Origin of the sequence: Microcoleus sp. AS-A8 (assembly GCA_039962225.1) — a bacterium.
Lineage (GTDB): Bacteria > Cyanobacteriota > Cyanobacteriia > Cyanobacteriales > Coleofasciculaceae > Allocoleopsis.
The window spans coordinates 178,313-203,723 of sequence record JAMPKV010000002.1; the positions used below are offsets into that span (position 1 = coordinate 178,313).

20 protein-coding genes and 1 tRNA gene are annotated in these 25,411 nt (G+C 47.1%); 13 read left to right on the forward strand and 8 right to left on the reverse strand.

From position 1 onward, the window contains the following. The first annotated feature begins 189 nt into the window (after positions 1-189). The 4 genes from NDI48_03935 (at position 190) to NDI48_03950 (ending at position 4,485) form a co-directional block, all read left to right on the forward strand. Positions 190-693, forward strand: coding sequence for a RimK/LysX family protein (locus NDI48_03935; protein ID MEP0830354.1), 504 nt, complete (start codon positions 190-192; stop codon positions 691-693). Continuing rightward, positions 690-1,616, forward strand: coding sequence for a 30S ribosomal protein S6--L-glutamate ligase (gene rimK / locus NDI48_03940; GenBank protein ID MEP0830355.1), 927 nt, complete (start codon positions 690-692; stop codon positions 1,614-1,616). Before NDI48_03935 ends, rimK begins: the two co-directional genes overlap by 4 nt. 317 nt (positions 1,617-1,933) lie before the next feature. Further along, positions 1,934-3,958, forward strand: a complete 2,025-nt coding sequence (locus tag NDI48_03945) for a protein kinase (protein ID MEP0830356.1) — start codon at positions 1,934-1,936, stop codon at positions 3,956-3,958. Positions 3,959-4,257: 299 nt separating this feature from the next. Beyond that, entirely contained in the window at positions 4,258-4,485 is a 228-nt protein-coding gene (locus NDI48_03950) for a hypothetical protein (GenBank protein ID MEP0830357.1), read from the forward strand. A gap of 184 nt (positions 4,486-4,669) precedes the next feature. Here NDI48_03950 and NDI48_03955 read toward each other — a convergent pair whose 3' ends face one another. The 3 genes from NDI48_03955 to mgtE all read right to left on the reverse strand — a co-directional run bounded on the left by NDI48_03955 (position 4,670) and on the right by mgtE (position 9,111). Then, positions 4,670-6,550: an NB-ARC domain-containing protein gene (locus tag NDI48_03955; GenBank protein MEP0830358.1), complete on the reverse strand. Its 1,881-nt coding sequence runs from the start codon at positions 6,548-6,550 to the stop codon at positions 4,670-4,672. Between the two features lie 106 nt (positions 6,551-6,656). After that, positions 6,657-7,652, reverse strand: a complete 996-nt coding sequence (locus tag NDI48_03960; protein ID MEP0830359.1) for an aspartate carbamoyltransferase catalytic subunit — start codon at positions 7,650-7,652, stop codon at positions 6,657-6,659. A gap of 103 nt (positions 7,653-7,755) precedes the next feature. After that, complete coding sequence (mgtE, locus tag NDI48_03965) at positions 7,756-9,111, reverse strand: magnesium transporter (GenBank protein ID MEP0830360.1); 1,356 nt, start codon at positions 9,109-9,111, stop codon at positions 7,756-7,758. A 1,179-nt stretch (positions 9,112-10,290) separates the two neighbouring features. On the opposite strand from mgtE, the gene NDI48_03970 reads away from it, so the two are divergent. Next, a complete protein-coding gene (locus tag NDI48_03970) occupies positions 10,291-10,890 on the forward strand; it encodes a sporulation/spore germination protein (GenBank protein MEP0830361.1) in 600 nt (199 codons plus the stop codon). A gap of 19 nt (positions 10,891-10,909) precedes the next feature. On the opposite strand, the gene NDI48_03975 is transcribed toward NDI48_03970, so the two are convergent. Then, positions 10,910-11,512, reverse strand: a complete 603-nt coding sequence (locus tag NDI48_03975) for a DNA-3-methyladenine glycosylase (protein MEP0830362.1) — start codon at positions 11,510-11,512, stop codon at positions 10,910-10,912. A 902-nt stretch (positions 11,513-12,414) separates the two neighbouring features. On the opposite strand from NDI48_03975, the gene NDI48_03980 reads away from it, so the two are divergent. Further along, positions 12,415-14,052 (forward strand): MBL fold metallo-hydrolase, encoded by a 1,638-nt coding sequence (locus NDI48_03980; GenBank protein MEP0830363.1) that lies wholly within the window; start codon positions 12,415-12,417, stop codon positions 14,050-14,052. A 469-nt stretch (positions 14,053-14,521) separates the two neighbouring features. Here NDI48_03980 and NDI48_03985 read toward each other — a convergent pair whose 3' ends face one another. Together NDI48_03985 and NDI48_03990 are read right to left on the reverse strand one after the other, a co-directional pair. Further along, positions 14,522-14,833: a hypothetical protein gene (locus NDI48_03985; protein MEP0830364.1), complete on the reverse strand. Its 312-nt coding sequence runs from the start codon at positions 14,831-14,833 to the stop codon at positions 14,522-14,524. Positions 14,834-15,565: 732 nt separating this feature from the next. Next, the gene (locus NDI48_03990) at positions 15,566-15,775 is read right to left on the reverse strand and encodes a hypothetical protein (GenBank protein MEP0830365.1); all 210 of its coding nucleotides are present in this window, start codon (positions 15,773-15,775) and stop codon (positions 15,566-15,568) included. Between the two features lie 348 nt (positions 15,776-16,123). Here NDI48_03990 and NDI48_03995 point away from each other — a divergent pair, with 348 nt between their 5' ends. The 3 genes from NDI48_03995 (at position 16,124) to fba (ending at position 18,389) form a co-directional block, all read left to right on the forward strand. Beyond that, a complete protein-coding gene (locus NDI48_03995; GenBank protein ID MEP0830366.1) occupies positions 16,124-16,999 on the forward strand; it encodes an aldose epimerase in 876 nt (291 codons plus the stop codon). A 67-nt stretch (positions 17,000-17,066) separates the two neighbouring features. After that, positions 17,067-17,138 (forward strand) — tRNA-Lys (locus tag NDI48_04000). 171 nt (positions 17,139-17,309) lie between these two features. Next, the gene (fba, locus tag NDI48_04005; protein ID MEP0830367.1) at positions 17,310-18,389 is read left to right on the forward strand and encodes a fructose-bisphosphate aldolase class II; all 1,080 of its coding nucleotides are present in this window, start codon (positions 17,310-17,312) and stop codon (positions 18,387-18,389) included. A gap of 428 nt (positions 18,390-18,817) precedes the next feature. On the opposite strand, the gene aspS is transcribed toward fba, so the two are convergent. Both aspS and NDI48_04015 read right to left on the reverse strand, forming a co-directional pair. Then, complete coding sequence (gene aspS / locus NDI48_04010) at positions 18,818-20,605, reverse strand: aspartate--tRNA ligase (GenBank protein MEP0830368.1); 1,788 nt, start codon at positions 20,603-20,605, stop codon at positions 18,818-18,820. A 376-nt stretch (positions 20,606-20,981) separates the two neighbouring features. Then, on the reverse strand, positions 20,982-21,230 hold the full coding sequence (locus NDI48_04015; protein MEP0830369.1) for a hypothetical protein: 249 nt from the start codon (positions 21,228-21,230) through the stop codon (positions 20,982-20,984). A gap of 225 nt (positions 21,231-21,455) precedes the next feature. Here NDI48_04015 and NDI48_04020 point away from each other — a divergent pair, with 225 nt between their 5' ends. From NDI48_04020 to NDI48_04035, 4 genes are all read left to right on the forward strand, one after another. Beyond that, positions 21,456-21,989: an orange carotenoid protein gene (locus NDI48_04020; protein MEP0830370.1), complete on the forward strand. Its 534-nt coding sequence runs from the start codon at positions 21,456-21,458 to the stop codon at positions 21,987-21,989. Positions 21,990-22,399: 410 nt separating this feature from the next. Next, positions 22,400-22,771: a roadblock/LC7 domain-containing protein gene (locus NDI48_04025; protein MEP0830371.1), complete on the forward strand. Its 372-nt coding sequence runs from the start codon at positions 22,400-22,402 to the stop codon at positions 22,769-22,771. Between the two features lie 652 nt (positions 22,772-23,423). Next, positions 23,424-24,281, forward strand: coding sequence for a DUF4388 domain-containing protein (locus NDI48_04030; protein ID MEP0830372.1), 858 nt, complete (start codon positions 23,424-23,426; stop codon positions 24,279-24,281). Positions 24,282-24,292: 11 nt separating this feature from the next. Beyond that, positions 24,293-24,823: an ATP/GTP-binding protein gene (locus NDI48_04035; protein ID MEP0830373.1), complete on the forward strand. Its 531-nt coding sequence runs from the start codon at positions 24,293-24,295 to the stop codon at positions 24,821-24,823. Positions 24,824-25,411 lie beyond the last annotated feature (588 nt).

The window sequence follows — 25,411 nt, forward strand, 5'->3', positions numbered from 1 at the left end:
ATTCACCTCCATCAATTTTTTGTGTGTTTATCGCTACTAACTTCGTTCATGTTGTCAAATGTAAAAAAAAGATAAAACTACGCTATTGCCTATACATATTGGATTTACATTCCTTAACATTCAGGGAATCGCTTATGATCTGTCAGAGACTAAGTTGAGCCTAACTGCGATTGCGATCGAGGAATCACAGTGCCAAACAGGGAAAAAATCGTTACTATCTCCCAAGAACCGTTACCAGTCATCGGCTGGCGGGAACAACTGGCGTTGCCTGAACTGGGAATTCCAGAAGTCAAAGCGAAAATTGACACCGGGGCACGCTCGTCTGCCTTACATGTTTTTGATCTCGAAGCATTCCAACAGGATGGGAGAATGAGGGTTCGCTTCAAAGTGCATCCCTATCAACGGGACACTCATCGAACCGTACTCGCCCAAGCTGAACTGATAGACCAGCGAGAGGTTCGCAATTCGGGTGGTTATACCCAGTTACGACCTGTGATCCAAACCCTTGTCGAACTCGGTGAGTTCGCTTTTCCCATTGAACTGACTCTAACCAATCGGGATAAGATGAGTTTTCGGATGTTGCTGGGGCGTCAGGCCGTGCGTCAGCGCTTTCTGGTGGATGCGGGTCAGTCCTTCCTGCAAAGCCGGACTGGGAGGAAAACACGCCAACAGGCTGAAGAAAAATCTTTATGAAGATAGCCATATTATCACAGGATGCTTCGCTTTATTCCACTCGACGCCTCAAGGAAGCTGGGGAAGCACGGGGACACGAGATGCGGGTGATTGATTACCTGCGCTGCTACATGAACATTACTTCCCATAAACCGACTGTGATGTATCAAGGAAAACCGTTGGAAAACTTTGATGCGATTATTCCCCGCATTGGAGCGTCAAAGACATTCTACGGTACGGCGGTGGTGCGGCAGTTTGAAGTGATGGGTGTCTTCACGGCTAACGAATCTCAAGCCATTTCCCGTTCTCGTGATAAGCTGCGCTGTCTCCAGATTCTCTCCCGTGAAGGAATTGGTTTACCTGTCACTGGCTTTGCCCATTCAACCCAAGATATTGATGGCTTAATTGATATTGTGGGTGGAACTCCCCTAGTAATTAAATTGCTAGAGGGAACTCAAGGAATTGGTGTAGTGTTGGCGGAAACTCATCAAGCTGCCAAGTCGGTGATAGAAGCCTTTCGCGACCTCGACGCGAATATTCTGGTGCAGGAGTTTATTAAAGAAGCCGAAGGCATGGATATTCGCTGTTTCGTGATTGACAACAAGGTTGTTGCGTCGATGAAACGGCAGGGGGCACCGGGGGAATTTCGCTCGAACTTGCACCGAGGCGGAACAGCTGAACCCATGAAGTTGACACCGGAGGAGCGCAGCACCGCTGCCCGAGCCGCCAAAGCGATGGGACTGAGAGTTGCAGGGGTAGATTTGCTGCGCTCCAATCATGGCCCAGTGGTGATGGAGGTGAATTCTTCACCGGGACTGGAAGGCATTGAGCAATCGACTGAGGTGGATGTGGCGGGAAAGATTATTGAATATTTAGAAAAAAATGCTGCCAATGGAAAAATCCGCGATAGCGCTTCGCGTAAAGCCGATCGCATCCAATATTAACCAGTAATTCCGGAAATAGTGATAAGGGGCTGAAAAAAGAGATCTAGAACACCAGTTCAGTTATCAAAAGCCTTACCCCAACTTTTTCTTCAAGCTTCACTTCCCACTTTCTCCTGCTCTGTTTTAAGAAGAGGAGGAATCAGGAAGGAATTTGTTAGTTGCAAGGGGAGCAACACGATACCTGTCTTCTTCCTGCCGATATAGGGGAGAAGTAAAGCGAAACGGTTGTTTCACGATAGGAGTTAAGGAAGCGGTGAGCAGAGCGGGGACTGAATCGATGTTCTAAATGTAAGGGTATTCTGGCAGGGAGAAGTCCGTTGAACACTGAGACAAACCAGCCTGTTTTGGGAAAGTTTCTAAACGGGCGTTACAAAATTGTTCAAGTTCTGAGTATGGGAGATTTTGGGCACACCTATGTTGCCGAAGATTCCTGGCTCAGCGGTACGCCTCAATGTGTGGTTAAGTTCTTTCAACCCCAAGGTCACCATCCTAAACGATGGGAAATTTGTAAGCGTCGATTCACTAGCGATGCAGAAGCGATCAGAAAACTGGGTACCCATGACCAGCTTCCGCAATTCTTAGATGCCTTTGAAGACGAACAGGGATTCTACTTGGTGCGAGAACTGATTGTGGGAGAAGCACTGAGTGTAGAACTGCCTCTTGATCTATATGATAACAAACGCTGGAGTGAAGTTCAGTGTATTGAACTCTTAGAGGACGTTTTGGGTCTTTTGGAATTTGTTCATCGCCAGGGAATCATTCACGGCGACATCAAACCCAGCAACCTGATCAGACGTCTGTGTGATGGCAAGCTGGTTTTAATTGACTTTGGCGTTGCTCACTCTATTCCTCAGAGTCCAGTCCAGCCACAAATTGTTGCAGTTCAGCCCGCTCTCGCTCCTGTGGCGATTCCTCCCTTAGGCTACATCCCAGCAGAGCAATTTAGTGGTCAACTGTGCCCTAGCAGCGACCTTTATGCCGTGGGTATGATTGCGATTCAGGCAGTCACAGGGCTAGATCCCCTGCAATTACCCATCAATCCTAGTAGTGGTCAGATCCACTGGCAAAAGCAAGCCGCCATCAGTGACGCTCTAGCGTGCGTGCTCAACAGCATGGTGCGCTATGACTTCAAGTCTCGCTATCAGTCTGCCACAGATGCCCGAGCAATACTCAAGACTCTGGTGATAGAGAGTCCAAAGAGTCAGGAGCAAGAAGCAAAAACTCAGGAGTTATCGGACTCATCAGGTTCTGAGTCGGTTTCCGGTTTAGCAGAAGCGGACGATTTGGCGCTGTGTTTTCATAGTGTTTCCCGGTTACCCCAAAGCCATTTTTCCCCATCTTCTCTGGAGCAACATCAGCCAGCAAGTGAACAGGCAAAAGAAGAGGATGAAGGGAGTAACATTAGCCCAAGATGGGAGTATGCGCGTGAAATAGCGATCGCCTGCTGTCCTAAACTACCGCCCATTATGACCGGAATAGGAGCTGGGCTAGCCACCTCTAATGCTTTAGCCATCTCGTTTGGGCTTTATTCGCTACTGCATACGGCTCCGTCTAATCCCGCACTCGATATTTTAGAAAGAGCGACACAAGAATATCAAGCCGGGAATTTTGACGAAGCCCTGACTTTAGCCAAATCAATTCCGACTGATAGTTCCGTTTATCAAGAGTCGGTGGCTACTGTCCAAGAGTGGCGCTCCCAATGGAACAAGGCAGCGACTCAATTCAAAGTAGTGGAACAAGCCTTGGAGGAGGGACGCTGGCGAGATGTACTCGAAGAAGCTCGCAAAGCTCCCGAAATTGCCTATTGGCAATACAAGTTTGACCTTTTGGTTGAACAAGCCAAACCTGAAGTGGAGGCAGAAGCCCAACATTTATTAAAACAAGCTTACCAACTCGCCGCCCAAAAAGACTTCACAGGGGCGATTACCCTGATCAAACAAATTCCTCCAGAGACTGATACAGGCAGCAAGATTCAACCGAAGCTCAAGGAATATACCCAAAAACAACAGATTAAGGCAGAACGGTTATTACAACAAGCTTATCAACAGGCATCCCGAAGAGACTTCAAAACCGCCTTGAAATATTTATCACAAATCTCAGAAGAAACACCGAGCTATGAGACGGCTCAAGCCAAGATGGTTGAGTATTCTCGCAAGCAGAATTTCCAGGAAGAAGTTGAGCGGCAAGTTCAATTAACCGCTCAGTTTCCCAAATTAGAAATGAAGCTCACAAAGTTACCTCAATCTTCTAAATCCTCGAAGGTGTCTTCTCACCTTAACCCTGGGAATCAGTTTAAAGAGGTGGCTCCTAAACCTGTTCTCACTAAGCCTGTGCGTCGATAGTAGACCTCTTGCATAAATGTTTGAAACCCCTCCCCGCATCGGGGAGGGGCTTTTTGAGTGCCCTAACCTTTGTAGGAAGGGAGAGTCCATATGAGGATCTGGGGAGTGAGGTTTTGCGAGTGAAAAGTTTGGGGATTCCCCTAAGTTTGGGGAGTTCCCCCAACTGCTGATCTTTGATTTTCAGGGAGTTCCAGACTCCGTAATCGGCTGATAGCTTGAGGTGGTTTCCCCCAAATATTCTAATTTCAGTAGCTCAAGCCCCGCTCAAAGCTACGGCTGATACCACACAGGAGTCACTCATGCGCGAGCAGTATTTGGCAGTTTTGACCACCATGATTTTAACCACAGGATTGAACTTGCCTGTAAGCACTACTCATTCCGCCCAATTTAGGCTGACTTCGATGTTCAAAACAGTTGTAGCGCAACAGAATGTATCTAGCTTAAGCCCTCAACTAGAAGCTGAGACATCTCCAGTGGATCGAGGCGCACCAAGCGATCGCAAAGGAGGAGCCACCCATGTGATTTAATGATCTGTGCAGTAACCAGAAGAAGCACAATCTTTGAGTTTGAAGGTTGAATTATAAGTTTTCATGGAATAACAACTATGGTCTATCCGAAAAAAATGAAGCCTTTTCGGGCTTGGGTGAGGAAACAACTCGGAATTTTGAGTTTTAGCGAACAGACTTTAACAACCTCGGTACAAAGTTCAACTTACCGCATCGGAATATCTTGCCAATCGTAGGTGTCCGAATCAATCCCTAAAGCCTCGAACAGTTTTAGCAAATTGCGACCTGTATATCCCACCGTTATTGCTGATTTGCCTCTGAGCAACGGTAAAATTTCACTGAGTTCCTCCGCGATCAGGCTATCATCACATCGAAACATTTGTAGTAGACCATTCCTCAGTCGTGTCAACATCTGGGTAGAAGCGATGGGTCGAGCGCCCCTACCATCTGGATTACTGGGCGCATTAGGCTTAATGAGTGAATGGTTTCTCAAAAGCTTGAATGGCTCAATATCGTGCGTCTCAAGTACAGCCTCAATCTCATTGACGGCTTGTTCAATGAATTCCTCGATCGCATATTTCATCACCAGTGGCTGCAAGGTGAACAATGTCTCACCCCCTTCTGCCATTTTCTCCATGGGCGCAGGTGTAACCTTTTCAATGAGAGAGCGCCGCTCCAAAGATGCTAATGCCTCCAGTAATCGGGATTGAGACGGAGGTAACAGCAAATTTGCTCGTAATCTAGACAATGAAATGGGTTCGCGTTCAATTGCCAACCAATACACTACCTCTTTTTCCAACTCCGAAAGACGGTTGACTTGTTGCTTGAGCAGTGTCCGCAGGCGATCGCTCAACACTAAAGTATTTTGCTGTAAAAAGTAGGAGATATTACCATTGCAAATCTCCTGAATCATGGTGATAATCACTTTCAAAGCTAAAGGATTACCACCATAAAGATGAATTAATTGGATTAGCCCATTCTCTGAGCCAGAAAAACCTTTTTCCCTAAAAATATCGATGGCGTCCTTAGCCTGTAAACCCCACAGTAGGTGGGAATGGACGGGCAGGGTTTCACCCTCCAATGCCGTAATTTCTCCAGGTTTCTCGCGACTGGTTAGCAGGATACAACTTTGATGACGTTCGCCACCAACTCGCCGTAGTAACTCCCCATAACCCTCATATCTCTCCTGATATTGTCCGAACTGAGGACAACTCTGCCCTTCGTGACTCGACAGAATTACCTCTACCTCATCTAAAATCACGAGACAACGGCGCTGTCGCAGGTGATGAAGGAGCTGAGATATCCCTTGGTGAACATCGTCAGAGGACAGGGTTTCTTTGCCCTGGGAGAGGGATTGCAGCAAGCTCTCTAATAGGGTTTGAATCGGTGGTGCTGACTTGAGACTGCGCCAGACGACGCACTCAAACTCCTCCTGAATTTGTTCTACCAACATCACCGCCAGTGTGGTTTTACCAATTCCCCCGATACCCAATAGGGCGATTAGTTTGCAACGCTCATGCACAATCCATCGCTCTAACTGGTGAAGTTCTTCCGTGCGTCCATAGAAACTGGAAACTTCTGGCGCTTCTCCCCAATCAATTTGATTTTGGATTTTAGATTTTAGCTCTTGGATGGGTGGTGTACTCTCGCGAAAGTCTGCTTTTGTGTTGTCGCGTTCTTCACCAATCGGCTTTTGCAGCCGACGACGCTCCCACTCCACATCCAACCGCTTTAAATTGGCTTGTTGATCCTGCCGTCCATACCAAAGCTTCAAGGTGAAATGCCAGTCATCTGCCCCCTGCGTCTTGAGCCGATTGTCCTCCAAAATCCCCAAAAAATCCTCAAGGCGATGCAGCGCTTCCTTGATTTGTTCACTATTTAACTTACCGCCAGGTGGCGCTAGGGCTGTTAACTCTTGCAAAAATCTGATTTTTGTCTTGACAATCAGACGTTTTTCTGAATTCCAGTTGCTCTGGATCTTGAGTCGCTCAGCATCCTCCAATTCGTGATTGGCATAAGCCAGGAGTGCCTCCAAAAGGCGTTTAGTGCGCTGTTTAGCTTGAGGGCCATAATTCGGTCTCGCCATTGATGCTGTTTAAAAAAGTTTGGGGATTCTATAAATACGGATTTGCTATGACTCCTAGAGAAATGAGCTAATTCAATCTAACGTTAAGCGAAGAAACACTCCCTAACTAATTTTTGCCGCTACCCATCAGGTACAGTAATGCCATCCGCACAGCAACACCACTTGTTACCTGCTGGGAAATCAGACTAAACTCTGGGTCGTCCATCAAGTCAGAACTAATTTCTACCCCCCGGTTGACGGGGCCTGGGTGGAGAATTTTAACATCGGGTTTGCAAAGCTTTAATCGCTCGCGCGTAATTCCAAAATGCTGATGGTATTCTCGTAAACTCGGCAACAGATGTGAGGTCATGCGCTCTTTTTGCAGCCGTAAGGTCATGACAAAATCGGCATCTTTTAAGGCGGGTTCGAGTTCCCAATGCAGAAATAACTTGCGATTTTGAAGGGAAGAATCTCCGATTTGGCCTAACAATTTAGGAAGCAGCGTCGGTGGCCCCGCCAGATGCACTTCGGCCTTACTAGAAGTCAAACTCCAGATATTAGAACGGGCAACCCGTGAGTGCAAAATATCCCCGACAATCACAATCTTTTTCCCCGCTAAAAGCCCTAAGCGGGGGTATTCAAAATCAATTAGAGAGGTAATTGTAAACAGGTCAAGCAAACCTTGGGAGGGATGTTCGTGCTGTCCGTCACCTGCGTTGAGGATGCTAACTCGGACACCCAACTGGTTCATTTCATCTGCGATCGCATGGGGTACCCCAGCTTCTCGATGGCGAATCACCATCATATCCGCTCCCATCGCCAGATAGGTCTTCGCCGTATCCAGAATGGTTTCCCCTTTGGTTAGGGAAGAAGTATTGGCTGCAAAGTTTAGCGTATCGGCAGACAGACGCCTTGCCGCCAACTCAAAACTACTGCGAGTTCTCGTTGAGGGTTCAAAGAACAGATTGGCAACCACATGACCCTGCAACGCGGGTACCTTTTTCGTTCGCGTTGAGAGTACCTCCCGAAAGCTGGCAGCCGTTTGCAAGACTGTATCAAATTCTGCGGGCGTGAAATCAGCCAACCCAAGAACGTGGCGGCGTGTCCAAACGGTAGTAGCCATAGAGATGGGTTAAAACTAACTATTAGCCAACATACCGCGATCGAGGGAGTTTGATCGCGGTTCACCTGTGGGATTTCCACAAAGAGTTATAGCCTACTGCCGCTTAGGGGTTTAAATGCAGAACATTTAAGGAAAGCGAAATCAGTGAGAGGAAAATCATAAACCCAACGGCATCTAGCATGGTGGTGAGTAGGGGGCCGCTAATCAGTGCCGGATCGAGTTTGAGTCGTTTCATTGCCATGGGTAACAAGGTTCCTAGGGTCACAGCCACAAAGACATTCATTGCCATGACCGTTCCCGCCACTAAGGACACCCAACGTTCTTGGGGCGCGGCCCAGATTAAAGAGAGGGCAATCATGGTTAGACCTAAGGAGAGGGCGGTACCCAAACCGGCAAGAATTTCCTTGCGTAGAATCTTCAGGGTATCTTTGGGAGTCACCTCGCCCACACCGAGTCCTCGGATCGTTACCGTTAACGCTTGAATGCCCACGGTACCCCCTGTGTTGGAAAAAATAGGCATGATGACGGCTAACACAGGCACCATAGCAATCACTTTTTGAAAGGGTGCGATCACGCTGGCAGCTCCGATGTACAATCCCATCACACCCACAAGCCAGGGTAGGCGCTTGCGAATCGTGATCCAGGGAGGGGACAAGGCCGATTCATCTCCACCACTCACCCCTGCTAGTTTTTGAATATCTTCTGTTGCTTCTTCCTCCAAGATATCCACGACATCATCAATCGTCACAATCCCCACCAAACGGTCTTCGCGGTCAACCACAGGCAATGCCAGCAAATCATAGCGCTTCATGAGTTGGGCGACTTCTTCCTGAGGCATTTCGGTGCGGGCTTTAATCAGGCGATCGCTGGAAATATCATGGATCAGGGCATTAGGAAGCGAAAATAACAGTTGCCGTAGGGATACAACTCGAACGAGTTTGTGGTTGTCATCGGTGACGTAAGCGTAGTAAATCGTTTCCTTATCGTGGTCAGTCAGACGTATCTTATTGAGAGCTTCTCCAACCGTTAAGCCTCCCCGTAACTGCACGAATTCCGTCGTCATCACACGTCCGGCAGTGCCTTCGGCATAGCCTAAAATCATCGCCGTTGCCTGACGTTCAGTGGCACTGAGTCGTTGCAAAAGCCGCTTAACCACCCCAGCCGGTAATTCATCAAACAATTCTGCCCGGTCATCGGGACTCATCGCCTCGACAATCTGAAAAACCTGGGTATCGTGTAGGGCACCAATCAGTTCTTCTTGAATGTCCGGCGGTAAATATTCAAAGACACTGATCGCTTGATCTTTCTGGAGAATGCGAAAGGCGATCGCTCTGCGTTCCGGAGATAAATCGGAAATAAATTCTCCTACATCTACCGCCGGCAAGCGATTCAGTGCAGATTTGAGCTGGTTTAAATCGGCAACATCAAAGAGTGTATTGCGAACATCTTGAGTAAGCATAAAACCTCCTAATTCTCCCTTGTGCAGGAGAGAAGGCTCATCCAGCACTCAGGCGATTACTACTGTTAGAAAATGGACTTCGATCCATAGAATCGATAAAATTTAAGGCTGGCAATTGCCATAATTACCAGTAGGCAGCTCGTCCAGATAAGGTTCGCAATGGAGGAATTAAGCAGTCAATCATTCGGTACATTTTTAGTTACTTTAAGCTATTGATTGAAAATAGATCCGCAGTCATCAACGATGTTAACGTGAACCCGTTAAATAGTACATACCACAAGGTTTCTAACATCATCAGGACGATAGAACCAATTTGTAATCTTTCGTCAATCTGAGTAAGAGTGAGAAGCAATACAGGTAACAAAATTCCTCCTTAATTTGACATAAACAAACGTCATCGAGTGAACCCTTTGTTGTCTGAATTACTTCCGGGGGACAATCATCAAAGTTTTGATTGGTCTAATCTTCGGTGAGCGAATCAAACAGCGCTCGCCCCATTCGTTTACACCACGGATGCTCTCATGTGGAAAGATAGAGGAATCAGGAAATAGCCAGAATAAAACACTGCACCTTTTAATAGAGGCGGTGGCGCACTACTCGCTTCTACAAAGCCGTTACTGGGCACTATTCGCTTCCTCGGCGGTGCGAGGTGTGCGATGCATCCTGAAGAACTCTAGTGCGCTCTTTTGCTAGTACCAGCGCTCATCACCTAACTTCTAGGGTAGTTCCGCAACACTATTTTCCCCACCAAAGCGGGTAAGCCTAGAAATTTCGTAGCCGTTACTGAATTTCGAGGATTTCAGCCACTTTAGCGCCCCAATTCTCCTCCTCAAGGAGGGTTGGGGGGATATTGGCATAAGCCCCGTTCCCACTTGAACTGAAAAGAATCAGCCAAGTGCGACAGTGCAAGACAACTGTCCTGAGTAAACATGCAACCCCCTTTAGCTCCCTCGCGCTGGGAGCCATGGCTCTCTATGCGCTCAGGAGCTTGCTACTACCAATTGATGGACTTCGGTCCATAAAAACCACAGAAATCTTCACTGATATCGCGTCAAGACATCAGTAAGTCAATATTAGCCTCTAACAGTTACATTTCTCAATCCGGGATTGGAGATTTTGACTGTGGTTTTCGCTTCCAGTCCCTGTCTACAAAACCTCTCTTATACAAATTGTTTAGCGATGAACCCTCTCAAAAAATATTTAGCGCCTCTCATGACTGGACTAATCGTTCTTAGTCTCAGTAGTTGTGCTTCTTCTGTCGCCAATCGTCAAAGTGACAAGGCAAACTCACCAACCCAAGAAATGGGTAATATGCCTTCTACAACATTGTCTGCAAGAGCTGCTGCAACACCAGCTCAACCCCAGCCGCAAACGCCTGTCACCCGTCAACCCGCGAACACGAGTGATTCTATTGCTCAAGCGAAGGATACAGTTACCCTCACCATCTATCAAGCCGATAATCAGTGTCAGACTCTGGTTCCTGAAAAAGTAGCTGTTCCAGCCACTCGTGTCGTCGATACTGCCGTGGGACAAGTTTTAAAACAAGCTGACTCCGGCGATTTCGATCTAGCGGGATATCGTGTCCAAGTTAACTCCAAAAGTGGTGTTGCTACCGTCGATTTCCGCTTGTCACCCAATTCACGGCGACAGTTTGTTTCTCTCTCTAGCTGCGAACAGTTTGCCCTTTTTGGCAGTCTTCGTAAAACCCTGACTGATAACTCCCGATTGAAGATTAAGAATGTTCGCTTCACGCAGCAAGGGCAAGAAATTGTGCTTTAACAACAGGTGTGGCGGCTATTCATAGCCTAGAAACAGCTGGACAATCTTTTAAATACCATCGCCAAGGCAAATCCGCTCCTTTTGATAAACCAATTCGAGTCGTCTGCATCAAGTTAGGGACAAATTCTGGTGGACGGTGCTCCAACCAAAGGGGTTGACCAGGCTGTAAGATTTGATTATTCAAGGTCAAGTTAATTTGCAACACCTTGCAGAGCTTACCGGGACCCGCCGCGACGCGATGCTGTTTTGAGCCTTCGTGCGGTTCAACCCAACTGGGTATGGACTGTAACTGCAAAGCGCGAATCAAGACCGCACTGCCAATGTCTTCCTGGTCTGTAACAATATTCAGGCAATAGTAGACCCCGTAAATTAAATAGACATAAGTGCGACCCGCAGGCCCAAACATCGCCTCATTGCGTTGTGTGCGACGTCGATAAGCATGACAGGCCGGGTCGTCAGGGCCATAGGCTTCAGTTTCTACAATCATTCCCCGCAGGAGGGTGCCATCGCTAAACTGGCGCACCAATGTGCAACCCACTAGATCGGGTGCCACTTCAGGAGATAGACGGGCGAGCCAATTCGGTTCTACAATTTGAGCTGATGATAAGTGAAAATTCATCATTAAAAAGCCCTGAAGTCCCTCAATGGGATCAATAGAGAGGAGGTTATTAAATCCATGGATGTCAAACTGATTTTAGTGATACTGACCATTGTTTTTACAGTGTCATCCCTGATTTTCGGTACGAAAAACGGATTTTACGATTCCGACAACTATCACGGTAACGGTTCGGCCCACTAAGATTTCCACGGTAGTTAATACGCTGGAATCTCAACTGCATCCCAACTCTCACCGCGCTGGGATAAATAGTTGCTGAACTTCAGGGACTCAGAACCTCTATTCAGGGTCGATTTTTTGGCGCTAGAGAACGTGAGCGACACTAAATCGTTATCCTATGATTACAAAAAAATCTGATAAAATGGATACTGAATAGCTAGTTGCTGGCTTGCGATGCAGGTGGAAAGCTAACCGGGGTTTAACCCCCCTCGGCAGCCCCTAGAGAGACGCTACGAATAGGAGAAGACGCGGGTTAGAGTTCAGGAAGGGGAATAGGAGAACAAGTCCTCCAGAACAACAACCGATTAGATATAACCGATACCGTTAGCAATAGCGTAGCGGTCGTAAGAGCAGCGGACACTGGCATGTCGCTAGCGTTCATTCATCGTGCGTCGAGGCATGGGGTGGTGGTCAAAATCCCTAGTTGAGATCACCTTGTTGGGTTATCATGCTTTGGGTTATGTGTCAACAAGAATTTAGCTTAGCGGAGCGCTAGCGTGTTTCGGTAACGAAGCTCATGTTCCTAGAACACTCGAAAGCATGTCACCTCATGCGTCAGCCAACAGCTCTGGAGGAGGATAAGTCATCTGTAGTCAGTTGTCCCAACTCACTGGACACGGAGAAAGGGAATGATTAACCCAATAGCAATAGCTAATAGCTGATTATTGAGTGCGACTCTCTGACCGTTCATGAGCCATCAACGCCCAATGGCATCCTATGTTGAAGATGATCAATTAGTTTGTTTCCCCTATGCAGTAGGTCATGGTGCTGAGGGCATTTGTTTATTGGTGCAGATGGGGCCACACCGCATTCTCCTCGATTGTGGATTAGAGAATATATCACCCCTACAATCGAGTTCCCATCCACCTGCCGATTTAGTCTTGTGCAGCCACGCCCACTCGGATCATGCCCAGGGATTGCTCGCACTCCACCAAGCCTTTCCCCAGTTACCCATCTACGCCAGTGAGGTAACCACTCAACTTTTGCCGCTCAATTGGTCGGAGTTGCCGCCCCAGAAAATTCCCCATTTCTGTCAAGCATTGCCTTGGCGATCGCCGGTGGAATTTTGCGAGGGATTGAGTGCAGAATTATTTCCGGCTGGGCACCTCCCTGGAGCCGCGGCTTTTTTACTCACCTACACTACACCCAAAAAAACATACCGCCTGTTTTATACGGGTGACTTTTTCCTATCCAACTCGCGGCTGGTAGAAGGATTATCGATTGAATCCTTACGAGGAATGCAGCCTGATGTGCTTATTGTGGAAGGCAGTTACGGCTCAGCTCGGCATCCTCACCGACGACAACAGGAAAATCAGTTAGTAGAGCGTATTGATCGCGCGATCGCCCAAAAATACTCAGTCTTGCTGCCAGTGCCCACCTTGGGGTTAGGTCAAGAAATTTTAATGCTTCTACGGAGTCATCACCACTTTACGGGTCGTAACCTCGATATTTGGGTTGAGGGAACCGTCGCGGATGGTTGTAATGCCTACTTGGAACTGTTGCCTCATTTCCCCACATCCGTACAAAACTTTGCCCGCCATCAACCCCTGTTTTGGGATGAGCGAGTACGTCCTCGCGTCCGACTGTTGGATGAGCGGCAACTCGCTTCGATTGGTCAGTCCCCTTGTATTGTGATCACCGACGAAACGGCTGACGTCAGCGATTACTGGCACCCAGAATCCAGCCATCCGGTCATCCTGCGACCGGATCATCCGAGATATTCGGCGAGAGACAGCATTGAGCTAGCGGATGTTGAAACTTATCTACTGGCTCAACATGGCGATCGCTTGGGAACCACTCAGTTGATTCATAATCTCCGTCCCCAGCACGTCATTTTTATTCACGGTTCTCCTACCTACCTCGCAGATTTAACTGGCTTAGAGGAGTTGCAAAATCGGTACCATCTCCATTCCCCAGCCGCCGGAACTTTAGTAGAATTACCGATTGGTGAAACATTTATCCAACCGGCAGCACCCGCCGAAGCCAACTATGAAGGTGAGCTAACCGAGTTAGGAACGGTAGTCACGGTCACCCTTCCAGAAGCGATCGCCGCTGACCCTCGCTGGCAAGATTTTGCCGATACGGGTCTAGTAGAAGCCCGCTGGCAGGGAGAAGAATTGGTATTGAGGGGATTGTCCCAACGAGAACTCCTCACTCAAGCGGGCAATACCAGAGTACCGATGAACATCGATTGCTGTGGAAACTGCCGTCACCAACGAGGGCAGCGCTGCTGGAATCCGGCTTCTCCTCTCTACGGTTTTAAGGTGACACCAGAGGGGTATTGTCCAGTTTTTGAAGCGGTAGAACCCCCCCCGCCAGCCTCTTAGTACGGCTTTTGTCCGAGTTACAATCCTTTGAGTGCCATGGGGTGTCTGGCAATACAACTCTCATACCTGGAAAGTTTGCCATAAGGACTTGATACCAAATCCGCCTTGATAACCCTCTTTTTGCCTGAAGTATTTTCTTTCTTCTGTCCTCACTAAAGCTCCGGTTTGCCCTTTGCCTTCTGCCTTGTCTCCACCAAACAAGGGGTAGTTAACCCGGATTGGGTATTGAACCCGACCCTGACTTAAACGCCTAACTCAACATTTAACCCAGTGTAGAAGGTTCCACACTGGGTTCAGGCCAGGATTACATGAGTTTTTATAGCTTATTAAACCTAGAATGGCTCCAACCCTTGCTATTGGGTCAGAAAGTCCACTGCGGATTCAGGCAATCCTGTACGTAGGTTTTTAGAGCCTTCAAAAACGCTTGATTTGAACTTTTGGGCAACCAACAAGCGACTCGTTTTCTAATCTAGTCTAGATTCGAGTCTTGGGAACGCGGGTGAATTTGTTCAGCTTCCGGGCAATCGTCAGAAACCAAGGGTTCAAAGTTTCCTCTTGGCACAGAAGCCAGTTTCTGAGTTACAGAACCAATACTTTCCAGGCGAACCATTTCTTCCCAGGAACTGATTTCATCCTCTTCTTCAGTTTCGTAACGAATGGTAACTAAATCGCCTTCTATATCAACAATTCGAGCGCGTTCAATCCAACGTTGCTGGTCCCGCAAGAAAACACAGATTTCACGACCATCGCAACAAAGTTGATAAATCTTGCGGTGTAGCATATTTGGCTTCTCCTGAGCAAATAACTCTTCCAATATGTATGTGAAGAAGCAAGCCGTTCCTGTAATGGGGGATACAGCTTCCTTGTGAGCTTGACGGACGTCCAACCCAGTGGGTTTCTCGCCGCCAAAGGTAAGATGCCTTAACGCTCTTTCCCCTTGAGTGCTTAAAAGTTTGGCTTGCATTCAACAGCAATCTTGAGAGTGACTTTAGTACCTTCAACGATGGAAAGCAACTAGGGGCATCCTTATTCAAGTGCACGAGCAGTTAGTAAAACTCTTGGCAAGGCAATGATGGAGAGCAATTTGCCCTGTGATCCGATGGGAATTTTTAACAGATGGGTATCGGCAGGGAGCCGAAATTGTTTTAAGGCACAAATGAATTCCGCCATTGCGACAAGCGCACTCTTCCCAGGTGAAAAATCCTGGTCTACTAGGGGTACATGGATATCTGAGGTTTTGATACGATATCGAATCGCACTCAGACATAGCTATTGTGACATACTCCTCATGCTATCTGCTGGGCACGAGGGAAAGGACTTTGATATTTTTCCTAAACGTGAACTCCTACAGGGCAGTCGCCACCTGGTCTTGACGCACAATTATCTTCAGCATACTTTCGTGTAACAGCTCCAGCAGACGGCTCCTTGGCAAATCCTACATGCTAAACACTCTGGTTATGTCTCTGGTCATGAAGCGTTACTCAAGCAAAAGCCATTTTACAGCCTTCTTGCCTTAGCGACGGCTAGGCATCAAGGTCATAGCGCTGTTCCCATGAGCCTCTCGCTGAATTCGACCGGAATCCACGGCCTCATAGAGAGCATTCAGCGCTTCCAAATCTGATGCTTCGTAACCTTTCATTTCCAGTACCTGACGGATTAGACCTTCAGAAGCCACACTGAGACAACCCGTTTGAAAAGCTGATTGGACAAGCGTGCGAATCATGAAACCAGAGCACTACTGTAGGGGATTGTTAACACTATCCTGTTTTTTTTGCATCTGGGCATTGATTCATGTCAGTCCATAACTGTGATTTTCCACACCTTTTTGTTGTGATGCAGGTCACAGATGAGGGAACAGTGAGCTAGGTTAGCAAAAATCTGGTTATTTCGTAGTAATTAAGAATACTACTAGAGCCTAAAATTTAATGGCTGCTCATCAGCTCATCCCCATAACCTAAAAAATATCTCGTAAAAAAGGCGTAAAGCTAACGGTCGTTTTCTGATAAGAGTTTGTTAAAGTTTCTGGTGTAACTAGCCAACCAACAGCCGCTGTTTTGGGAGAAAGACGCCTGTGTGTGCGATCGCCATAGAACAAAAACAATACAAAACCTACATTCTCACGAACCCTCAAGCTCACTCTAGACTCGAAGTTGTACCCGAACGGGGTGCGATTATTACCCACTGGAGCCTCCAACAGCAGGATATCCTCTACCTAGACAGCGATCGCTTTGCTGACCCGAATTTGAGCGTGCGGGGTGGCATCCCCATCCTCTTCCCCATTTGCGGTAATTTACCCAACAATACCTACACACACCAAGGTCAATCGTATCAGCTCAAACAACATGGCTTTGCCCGTGATTTGCCCTGGCAGGTCGCACAATCCTCAGAGGCTAACCATAACTCAGAAAGCCTTACCCTCGTTCTCAACAGTGACGACCAGACTCGTGCTGTTTACCCCTTCGACTTTGAACTTGCCTTTACCTACAAACTCATTGGCAACGCTTTGGAGATTCATCAGCGCTACACGAATCGTTCCGATGAGCCGATGCCTTTTTCCACAGGTTTACATCCCTACTTCGTTACGTCAGATAAGACCCAACTGGAGTTTGAAATTTCAGCCTCCGAGTATCAAGATCAGATAACCAAAGCCGTTCATCCGTTCTTGGGCACTTTCGATTTGAGTCGTGATGAACTGGATTTGGCTTTTGCACAGGTTGCTGAGCCTTGTGCCAGTATTACCGATCAGGGACGTGGCTTCAAGATTTCTCTGAGTTACAGCGACCTCTACTCTACCCTGGTTTTTTGGACGGTTAAAGGCAAAGACTTTTATTGCCTAGAGCCGTGGAGTGCCCCCCGCAATTCTCTTAACACGGGTGAACACCTGACTGAACTCGCTCCAGGAGAGAGTTTGGAGACATCTGTCACCCTTGAGATAACTTTTTTGTGATTTTTTAGTTTCCTTTTGAAAATTGTTGTGCTATTGTTAGAAGTCGTGTGCTTCACACACAGATTGCGGGTCGCTAGCTCAGTGGTAGAGCATTCGGCTTTTAACCGATTGGTCCCGGGTTCGAATCCCGGGCGACCCATTTACAAAGAATAGAAAGCGATTATTACCTACATAAGGAAAGCTGATTTAAAAATCTCTAGAGATAATTGCCTATAAACTGGTAAATTATCTTAAGATTGTCGTAAGAATTAAGCTTGTTATAAGACAACACGACTAGCTGACAACGAACCAAAAGAATAGGAGGACTACTATGGCGCTCGTACCAATGCGACTGCTACTCGATCATGCGGCTGAAAATGGTTACGGCATCCCGGCGTTCAACGTCAACAACATGGAGCAGATCCAATCAATCATGCAAGCTGCCCATGCAACCGATAGCCCTGTGATTCTCCAGGCTTCTCGTGGCGCTCGCAAGTACGCTGGCGAAAACTTCCTCCGTCACCTGATTCTGGCTGCGGTGGAAACTTATCCCCACATTCCCATCGTCATGCACCAAGACCATGGTAACGAGCCTGCCACTTGCTACTCTGCCATCAAGAACGGTTTTACCAGCGTGATGATGGATGGTTCTCTGGAAGCCGATGCGAAGACCCCAGCCAGCTACGAGTACAACGTCGATGTGACTCGTGAAGTGGTGAAAGTGGCTCATGCCATCGGTGCTAGCGTTGAAGGTGAGCTGGGCTGTTTGGGTTCTCTGGAGACCGGTATGGGTGAAGCCGAAGATGGTCACGGTTTCGAGGGCAAGCTTGACCACTCTCAACTGCTAACCGATCCGGATCAAGCGGTTGACTTTGTTGAGCAAACTCAAGTTGATGCCCTAGCTGTTGCGATCGGAACCAGCCACGGTGCTTACAAGTTCACACGTAAGCCGACGGGTGAAATTTTAGCGATCAGCCGGATTGAAGAAATCCACCGCCGCCTGCCAAATACCCACTTGGTTATGCATGGTTCTTCCTCGGTTCCTGAAGACCTACTGGCGCTGATTAACGAGTTCGGTGGTGCCATTCCTGAAACTTATGGTGTGCCTGTCGAAGAAATTCAAAAAGGCATCAAGAGCGGTGTTCGGAAAGTGAACATTGACACCGATAACCGTCTAGCTATCACCGCCGCTGTACGCGAAGCTCTGGCTGGAAACCCCAAGGAGTTTGACCCCCGTCACTTCTTGAAGCCTTCCATCACCTACATGCAAAAAGTTTGTGCTGACCGCTATGAGCAGTTTGGTACTGCTGGCAATGCTAGCAAGATCAAGCAAGTAAGCCTGGAAGCGTATGCAGCTAAGTATGCCAAAGGTGAACTGAACGCAGCTATCAAGAAAGCTGCGATCGCTTAATTGACTTTCGTTAAGAAGGCAAACTGACACGTTTGCCGCAAAAATTCTCCTGGGTGGCTTTGAAGCTACCCAGTTTTTATTTTTATGAGAGGTTTTGTAAGAATTTGTTAACCAGTAGACAGCCCAATGTTTGGGTTTGCGCTGTTTTTGGTTTTTATCCGAATTTTTTGACAAAGATTTGTAACGTTTAGTCACTCTCCGTCGTATTCCTGTATACTAACCTCCCCGCGTCTAAGAATCATGTCTTGGGATAGACGCTCGTCTGTATGTACGGTGATAACGTTTTTTTAGACAAGTCCAAAGTAATGAGGGCAGTGCTAACGATAGGACAACAAGCTCCTAGTTTATGCGCTCTAGGAGCTTTTCATTGCTTTGTGAACGACCCCGCCCTCCACAACCACAGGACGGGAAATCTTGTAGATGTTTTCTTACGTCTTGGGCTTGTAAGTAGAAGCCACCTGTAATTCCTTCAACTGCTTGGCATCCACCTCAGCCGGAGCATCAGTAAGCAGGCAGCTAGCCTGCTGTGTCTTCGGGAAGGCAATCACATCCCGAATCGACTCTTCTTTCGCCATCAGCATCACCAAACGGTCTAAGCCGTAGGCAATTCCGCCATGAGGGGGTGCGCCATATTCAAAGGCCTCCAGCAAAAACCCGAACTTATTGAGAGCTTCCTCTGCTGATAAGCCAATTGCTGCAAACACCTGCTGCTGAATGTCCTGCTGGTAAATCCGCAGACTCCCGCCGCCCACTTCAAAGCCGTTATAAACCAAGTCATAGGCTTGTGCTCTGGCCGTTTTTAAGTCCCCCAAATCATCGGGGTGGGGCGCGGTGAACGGGTGATGTAATGCCTCTAAGCGCTTCTCATCCTCATTCCACTCAAACATGGGGAAGTCTGTCACCCACAACAAGTTAATCTTGTCCGGGTCAATTAACCCCAATTCACGACCAATCGCGCCGCGCAGTCGGTCTAAGGTCTTGTTGACGATGTCAGTTGAGCCTGCTCCAAATAGCAAGAGATGACCCGGTTTAGCTCCTGTGCGTTCCAGTAATTCCTGTTTTTGGGCTTCACTCAGGTTGTCTTTAATCGCCCCAATCGTGTCGATTTCACCGTCATCGCGCACTCGGATGTAGGCAACACCCTTGGCACCGGCTTCGGTTGCTTCTTTGAATAAGTCGCCCCCTGGCTTAATCCGCACATTAGAAATCAGTTCATTACCGCCAGGAATGGGTAATACTTTGACGATACCCCCAGCCGCCACTGCACCCGAAAAGACTTTGAATCCTGAGTCTTTGAGTAAATCAGAAACATCAACGAGTTCTAAACCAAAGCGCGTATCAGGTTTATCGCTGCCATAGCGTCCCATGGCTTCAGCATAAGTGAGGCGAGGGAAAGGTCGGGGTAACTCGATGCCTTGGACGGTTCTGAAGATATGACAGACTAACTCTTCATTAAGCTGGAGCAGCTCTTCTTGAGACATGAAGCTCATTTCCATGTCTAACTGAGTAAATTCTGGCTGTCGGTCAGCTCTGAGGTCTTCATCCCGGAAGCAACGAGCAATTTGATAGTATCGATCAAACCCAGATACCATTAACAACTGCTTGAAGAGTTGAGGGGACTGGGGCAAGGCGTACCACTCTCCTGGGTTGACACGAGAGGGCACTAAATAGTCTCTGGCACCTTCAGGGGTGGAACGGGTGAGGACTGGAGTTTCAACCTCGGTGAAGCCTTGCTCGTCTTCTAGGTAGCGGCGGATGGCTTTGACCACTTGGTGACGCAGTTGGAGATTACGACTCATGCGATCGCGTCTTAAATCCAAATAGCGATACTTGAGCCGCAACTCTTCTCGGATTTCTGAAGTATCGGAAGTGGACACCTGGAAGGGTAGCTGCTTGCTCAGGCTATTGAGCAGTTCGATCTGGTCAGCGTAAACTTCTACCTCACCTGTTGGCAGTTTAGGGTTGAGAGAATCCTCTGGACGCGCTGTAACTCGACCTGTGATTTTAACAACGTATTCATTCCGCAGAGCTTCTGCATCTTGATAGGAATCTGGGGTGCGCTGGGGGTCGCTGACGATTTGGACAATGCCAGAGCGATCGCGCAAATCTAAAAAAATCACACCTCCGTGATCGCGGCGACGGTCTACCCATCCACACAGGGTAACGGTCTCACCAATATGTTCCTTTTTAACTTCGCCGCAATAATAAGTTCGCATAGTTGCTTGTCGGTAACTTTGGCTTGAGGATAGGAAAGTACACAAGGTCAAGCCTGAAGTCTATAATAAGCGCCATCTGGCTCACTCCGCAGTACAGAATTATGCCAAATCCTTAAGCCCAACGCGGCCTTCTCGAATTAGGTGGACGCGGATTGAGACCAACCCGCCCAAAAAATAACGCTCAACCCAAGAGTTGGTTGAGCGTTCGCTTGCCTTATTCTTTGCTAGCGTAGTGCTTCTAGCGAGATTTCACTAATATCCTGAAACTGCGAATTCTCTGGCAAGAACAGCTCTCCAGTAAGCCATTTTCAAAACGCTAACATCTGTCACAAGTCCTATCTTTGAAAAAGACTAAATTTTCTCTTTTAACGAGTCACTAGGCATTCGCTGAGGGATTTACGTCCTTCGCCATCTGCCGAAATTCATTAGGAATATTAGCCCCAGCGGCTTCGGTTCCCGTTTCGTTTCTATCGATGTCGCTGACGCTGTATTCTTTTGAAGCTTCGTAGTCGGCATCAACATCAATGTCTGGTGTTTTCTCTATTCCGTCTGCCATATTCTGGGCGGCTAATTCAGCGTCTTGCCCTACAGCTTGTTTCGGATCTACTTTCAGTTCTTCACTCATGGTAAACTCCTGTCCTTTTGATTTTTTTTAATCCTCTTGGTCATCCTAACAAAGACGATCCCTATAGGTTTAGACTCTTGAGAGATATCTTTTATCTCTATACAAAGGAAGATTTATTCAGGTTTTTTGACTTGAGCCAACTCCTTCTCTTGGAGGGCGATTTGTCAGAGAAAAATTTTGATAATTTTAAGGTTTGAACCCATTCATTTATTTAATCAATAATTTATGTCTCCAGCTCAAGAAACGAGTCGTTCGTCAGCCCGTTCCGAAGACACTCGAAAAGTAGTGCAAGCTTTTGAGGCTTTAGGCACCGATGAGAAACTAGCACTGCTCTACTATGTCTATGAAAAAATGGGGGACTCTATCACGCCAGCAGCTCCCACTGCCGCTAATCCAGAATTGGCTCCTCGACTATTAGGAGAAGAATTTTATAACAGCTCTGATCAGGAGCAGTTAGCGGTGATGCGAGCCATTGTTAATCGTGAAGATACAGAACTATCTCGTGCTTACGGAGGGCTAACGGAGAATAATCAGTTAGTCGTTTGGTATGCTTGGGCTGTGGCAATGGGTGATACTGTAGTCGATATACCCGATGACTATCAATCCACTGATGTAATCAATAATACGTTGTCCCAAATTGAAGGACTTGAATTTGAAGGGCAAATCTCGTTGTTGCGCGAAATAGTTGGCAAAATGGGCTATAGCGAGGTCAAGCCAATTCCTACGCAGGCAGAAACTGGCAAGACGCCTAGCCTGTAGGTTCAGGAAATTTTCCCACCAGGCTTGAAATAGAGGTTGTTGTTTAACAATCTCGCAGAATAATTCTAGATAAGGTGTGATACTGAGTTCTTGTTAGAGCTTGGTTGAACACTCTTTTTTTTCTATGCGGCTACCGATAAACCGTCTCGAATTTTTTATCTCACTTGATTTGCCTATTTATGAACGATACTCGAACCCCCTTGACAGGGTCGCTCTTCCCCCGGCTGAAGCTCTTACAGCAGCTCGTCTCCTTCTAGATGCCTCAAATCTTGTTTCTTGAGAATTGATTTCAAGAAAAGTCACGGCTTTTTGAGAGCCTATACTTTCTTAAAGCTGTGATTATGGACATGAAAAATGTCCTTGATTAGCGGACAACGGCATGTAAACACATAAATGAGGAGCGAGACGAAATGACAATTAATACAGCCAAGCTTGAGAGCATTCTCCAAAATTTTGTCACGGGCGCAAGTGATGTCCAGGGAGCTGCTCTCGTTTCACCTGATGGACTGCCTTTAGCATCCAGCTTACCGGGTGAAATGGATGAAGAACGAGTATCGGCGATGTCGGCTGCCATGCTTTCTTTGGGTGAGCGCATTGGTAGTGAATTAGCCAGAGGCTTTCTAGACCGTATTTTTGTTGAAGGCGATCAAGGCTATGGCATACTCACGAATTGCGGCGAGTATGCCGTCTTACTTGTCTTAGCCAGTAAAGCGGCTAAACAAGGAGTCCTGATGCTGGAAATTAAGCGCGTCATTCCAGAGTTGAAGGCGGCTTTAAACTGAAGCAAACGCCTGATCCTTCAGTCTTCAGCCTGTATTTCGATGGCACTCAAGCTGTCACCCCAGAGTGCAGATGGGCCAGCCGTACATCGGTGTGCTGGCTCCTCAGCTAGGTTAGGCTAAAGTTAAACCCTTACATGTAGCTAAAAGGTAGCAGCAAAACCCAAAGCCAGAAAAAGTCAGCACCTGAATGCTTTACACAACAGAACATCAATAACCCTGTTCATCGCCACAATCTCCCCCAAAGTTGAATTTTTTTAACTTTTATCACTCACAAAAGCAGGTAAATCACTATTTTGGCTCTGTGAGGGCAGCTACCCGTCAGCTCTGGGTGTGCCATCAATGGCATGATAAAAAGATTACTGGGAAGATGGTGAGTTATGTCACCCTTGGGGGAACACTAGTGTTAAGGGCTTTTGGCGATGATTATTGCTGAGATTTAAAGCTAAACCTCACTCAACGCCTCTAGCTTTGTTTAGAACCCAAAAAAATCAGTACTCAGGCTGAATTTAAATTGAAAATCTAGGTAGTTATCATAAGCTTAGATGCTGATCGGGAATAAACGTAACAAAAAGTTGATATTTCTTCACATTAATTTGAGAATAAGAGTAGATAATCCTATTTTTGACCCATCTTTAGAAATAAGCGAAAAGCAATGGCAATTACGAGTAGTTTGTCAGAATTTTCCCTACCGGAACTCTTTCAATTCCTCGATCAAGGAAGTAAAACCGGATTGCTCACTCTTCGATTTCAGCTTGACCCAAATCAAGAGGCAAGAATCCGACATGCCCTGATTCATCAGGGTCGTATCGTCGCTGTTACTAAGCGCCTGGATCAACAGTGCTTACTTGCGATGATTTGTCAACGGGGCTGGATTAGCCCTGAGGTGATACGCGAACAAGTTAATCGCTGTCCTGCTAATATACCTATTGGTCTTTACTTAAAGACACAGGGATTTCTACAGCCAGAGCAGTTGAGGTTACTCTTTCATGCCCAGGTACTTCAGCAAGTTTGTGCGTTATTTCGGCTCAAAGATGCTCGGTTTAAATTTGACTCAAAAGCCACTTTACCAACAACAGAAATGACGGGCTTAAGCCTTAGTGCGACGGAAGCAACACTGATGGGTCTACGAGTGTTGCGAGATTGGAGATCGTTAGCAGACAAGCTACCTGAGCCAACTTCAGCCCTCTCTAGGGTGGTGATTGGCAAGCGCCACTTACGGCTCGATTCGCTAGAAGGACGACTTTGGCAGTTGGCGAATGGGTCGGTTCCGCTGAATACGATCGCTAGCCAGTTTAAACAACCCATTGAAATGATTCAACAGACCGCTTTCCGCTTAATCAGCGTGGGTTTAGTGGCAGAAGTACCGATGATTGCTCCCGCTCGTACCAGATCTTCGGGAGAAGACATGGTAGAAGTTGCAGCGTCGCCAGAGAGTAGCAAGGACAACCAGGGTCAAGTGATCAGCAATTCTTTCATGCAAAACTTGCTAGGTTTCCTGAGGAGCAAGTAAGCGTGGAAATCATGCGCCTCGTTGTGACCGGTACGGTGGGTGCCGGGAAATCCACGTTTATTCGTTCAGTCAGTGAGATCGCCGTAGTCGATACTGATCGTGTAGCCACAGGACCTGCTGCCGAAATTAAGACAAGGACAACGGTAGCGATGGACTTTGGACGCCTACAATTTGCTCCAGGAATGGCACTGCACCTTTATGGCACCCCAGGACAGTCTCGTTTCGATTTCATGTGGGATATCCTGATTCGTAGGGCGCACGCTTATATTCTGTTGGTGGCAGCTCATCGCCCCAGTGATTTTCGCTTAGCCCGTCGTATTCTCGCGTTTATGAATCAACGGGCACAAATCCCTGTACTGATTGGCCTAACTCATATGGATTGTGAGGGAGCTTGGTCTGTGGAAAATGTAGCGATCGCGTTGGGCTTTCTCGATGAAAAAGATCGACCGCCCTTTGTCACCCTAAACGCGAATCAAAAAGAATCAGTGGTGAATGCCTTAATTGTACTAATAGAACATTTTATGCAAAGTTCTGTAATGTAATTTTTATGAAAAAAAAGTTTTTTAAGAGTGTTTAAAAAACATTATTAAACATCTTTAATAATTAACCAATTTAGAGCGAGTTCAGGGATTGAGCAACGCTCTATCTTTCGCCTGCGATTGGACTCTCAGGAAAATAGGCGTCATCATTCATAACGGACATAGGACTGACGGCAAACCTCTATTCGTAGGGTGTCTTAACGTAGCGTCACGCCTTATGACCGCTATAGAGGGTGTAGCGGCCTAAGCTTTGTAACAGTAACAAAAGTATCATTTGACGTTGATACACACAGTACCCCAGGCATGATAACTGCTCGCTGAGGAAACTTAGCTTGAGAGCTGTGAGTTTGTTCCCGGTTCCACATTTCCACACCCGAATTCGACCTGCTTACCCAACTCCTATTAATGAAACTGAATAACCGATTGGATTTTGTATCCTAAATCACTTTAAACAAAGCTAAAAATAAAAGAAAGTATCAGCGCTTAACAAAATTAAACTTCTTAATTATTCCGTAATTATAATTATCTGTAACTCAGGTAAGATAACAAAAACTAAGGTTGAGTGAGTGAGCCGTAGAGTGATAACACTAA

Excerpts from the sequence above, each read along its gene's own strand:
- rimK (MEP0830355.1), top strand. The coding sequence starts at position 690 with ATGAAGATAGCCATATTATCACAGGATGCTTCGCTTTATTCCACTCGA.
- NDI48_03950 (MEP0830357.1), top strand. The coding sequence starts at position 4,258 with ATGCGCGAGCAGTATTTGGCAGTTTTGACCACCATGATTTTAACCACA.
- NDI48_03955 (MEP0830358.1), bottom strand. The coding sequence starts at position 6,550 with ATGGCGAGACCGAATTATGGCCCTCAAGCTAAACAGCGCACTAAACGC.
- NDI48_03960 (MEP0830359.1), bottom strand. The coding sequence starts at position 7,652 with ATGGCTACTACCGTTTGGACACGCCGCCACGTTCTTGGGTTGGCTGAT.
- mgtE (MEP0830360.1), bottom strand. The coding sequence starts at position 9,111 with ATGCTTACTCAAGATGTTCGCAATACACTCTTTGATGTTGCCGATTTA.
- NDI48_03970 (MEP0830361.1), top strand. The coding sequence starts at position 10,291 with ATGAACCCTCTCAAAAAATATTTAGCGCCTCTCATGACTGGACTAATC.
- NDI48_03975 (MEP0830362.1), bottom strand. The coding sequence starts at position 11,512 with ATGATGAATTTTCACTTATCATCAGCTCAAATTGTAGAACCGAATTGG.
- NDI48_03980 (MEP0830363.1), top strand. The coding sequence starts at position 12,415 with ATGAGCCATCAACGCCCAATGGCATCCTATGTTGAAGATGATCAATTA.
- NDI48_03985 (MEP0830364.1), bottom strand. The coding sequence starts at position 14,833 with ATGCTACACCGCAAGATTTATCAACTTTGTTGCGATGGTCGTGAAATC.
- NDI48_03990 (MEP0830365.1), bottom strand. The coding sequence starts at position 15,775 with ATGATTCGCACGCTTGTCCAATCAGCTTTTCAAACGGGTTGTCTCAGT.
- fba (MEP0830367.1), top strand. The coding sequence starts at position 17,310 with ATGGCGCTCGTACCAATGCGACTGCTACTCGATCATGCGGCTGAAAAT.
- aspS (MEP0830368.1), bottom strand. The coding sequence starts at position 20,605 with ATGCGAACTTATTATTGCGGCGAAGTTAAAAAGGAACATATTGGTGAG.
- NDI48_04015 (MEP0830369.1), bottom strand. The coding sequence starts at position 21,230 with ATGAGTGAAGAACTGAAAGTAGATCCGAAACAAGCTGTAGGGCAAGAC.
- NDI48_04020 (MEP0830370.1), top strand. The coding sequence starts at position 21,456 with ATGTCTCCAGCTCAAGAAACGAGTCGTTCGTCAGCCCGTTCCGAAGAC.
- NDI48_04025 (MEP0830371.1), top strand. The coding sequence starts at position 22,400 with ATGACAATTAATACAGCCAAGCTTGAGAGCATTCTCCAAAATTTTGTC.
- NDI48_04030 (MEP0830372.1), top strand. The coding sequence starts at position 23,424 with ATGGCAATTACGAGTAGTTTGTCAGAATTTTCCCTACCGGAACTCTTT.
- NDI48_04035 (MEP0830373.1), top strand. The coding sequence starts at position 24,293 with ATGCGCCTCGTTGTGACCGGTACGGTGGGTGCCGGGAAATCCACGTTT.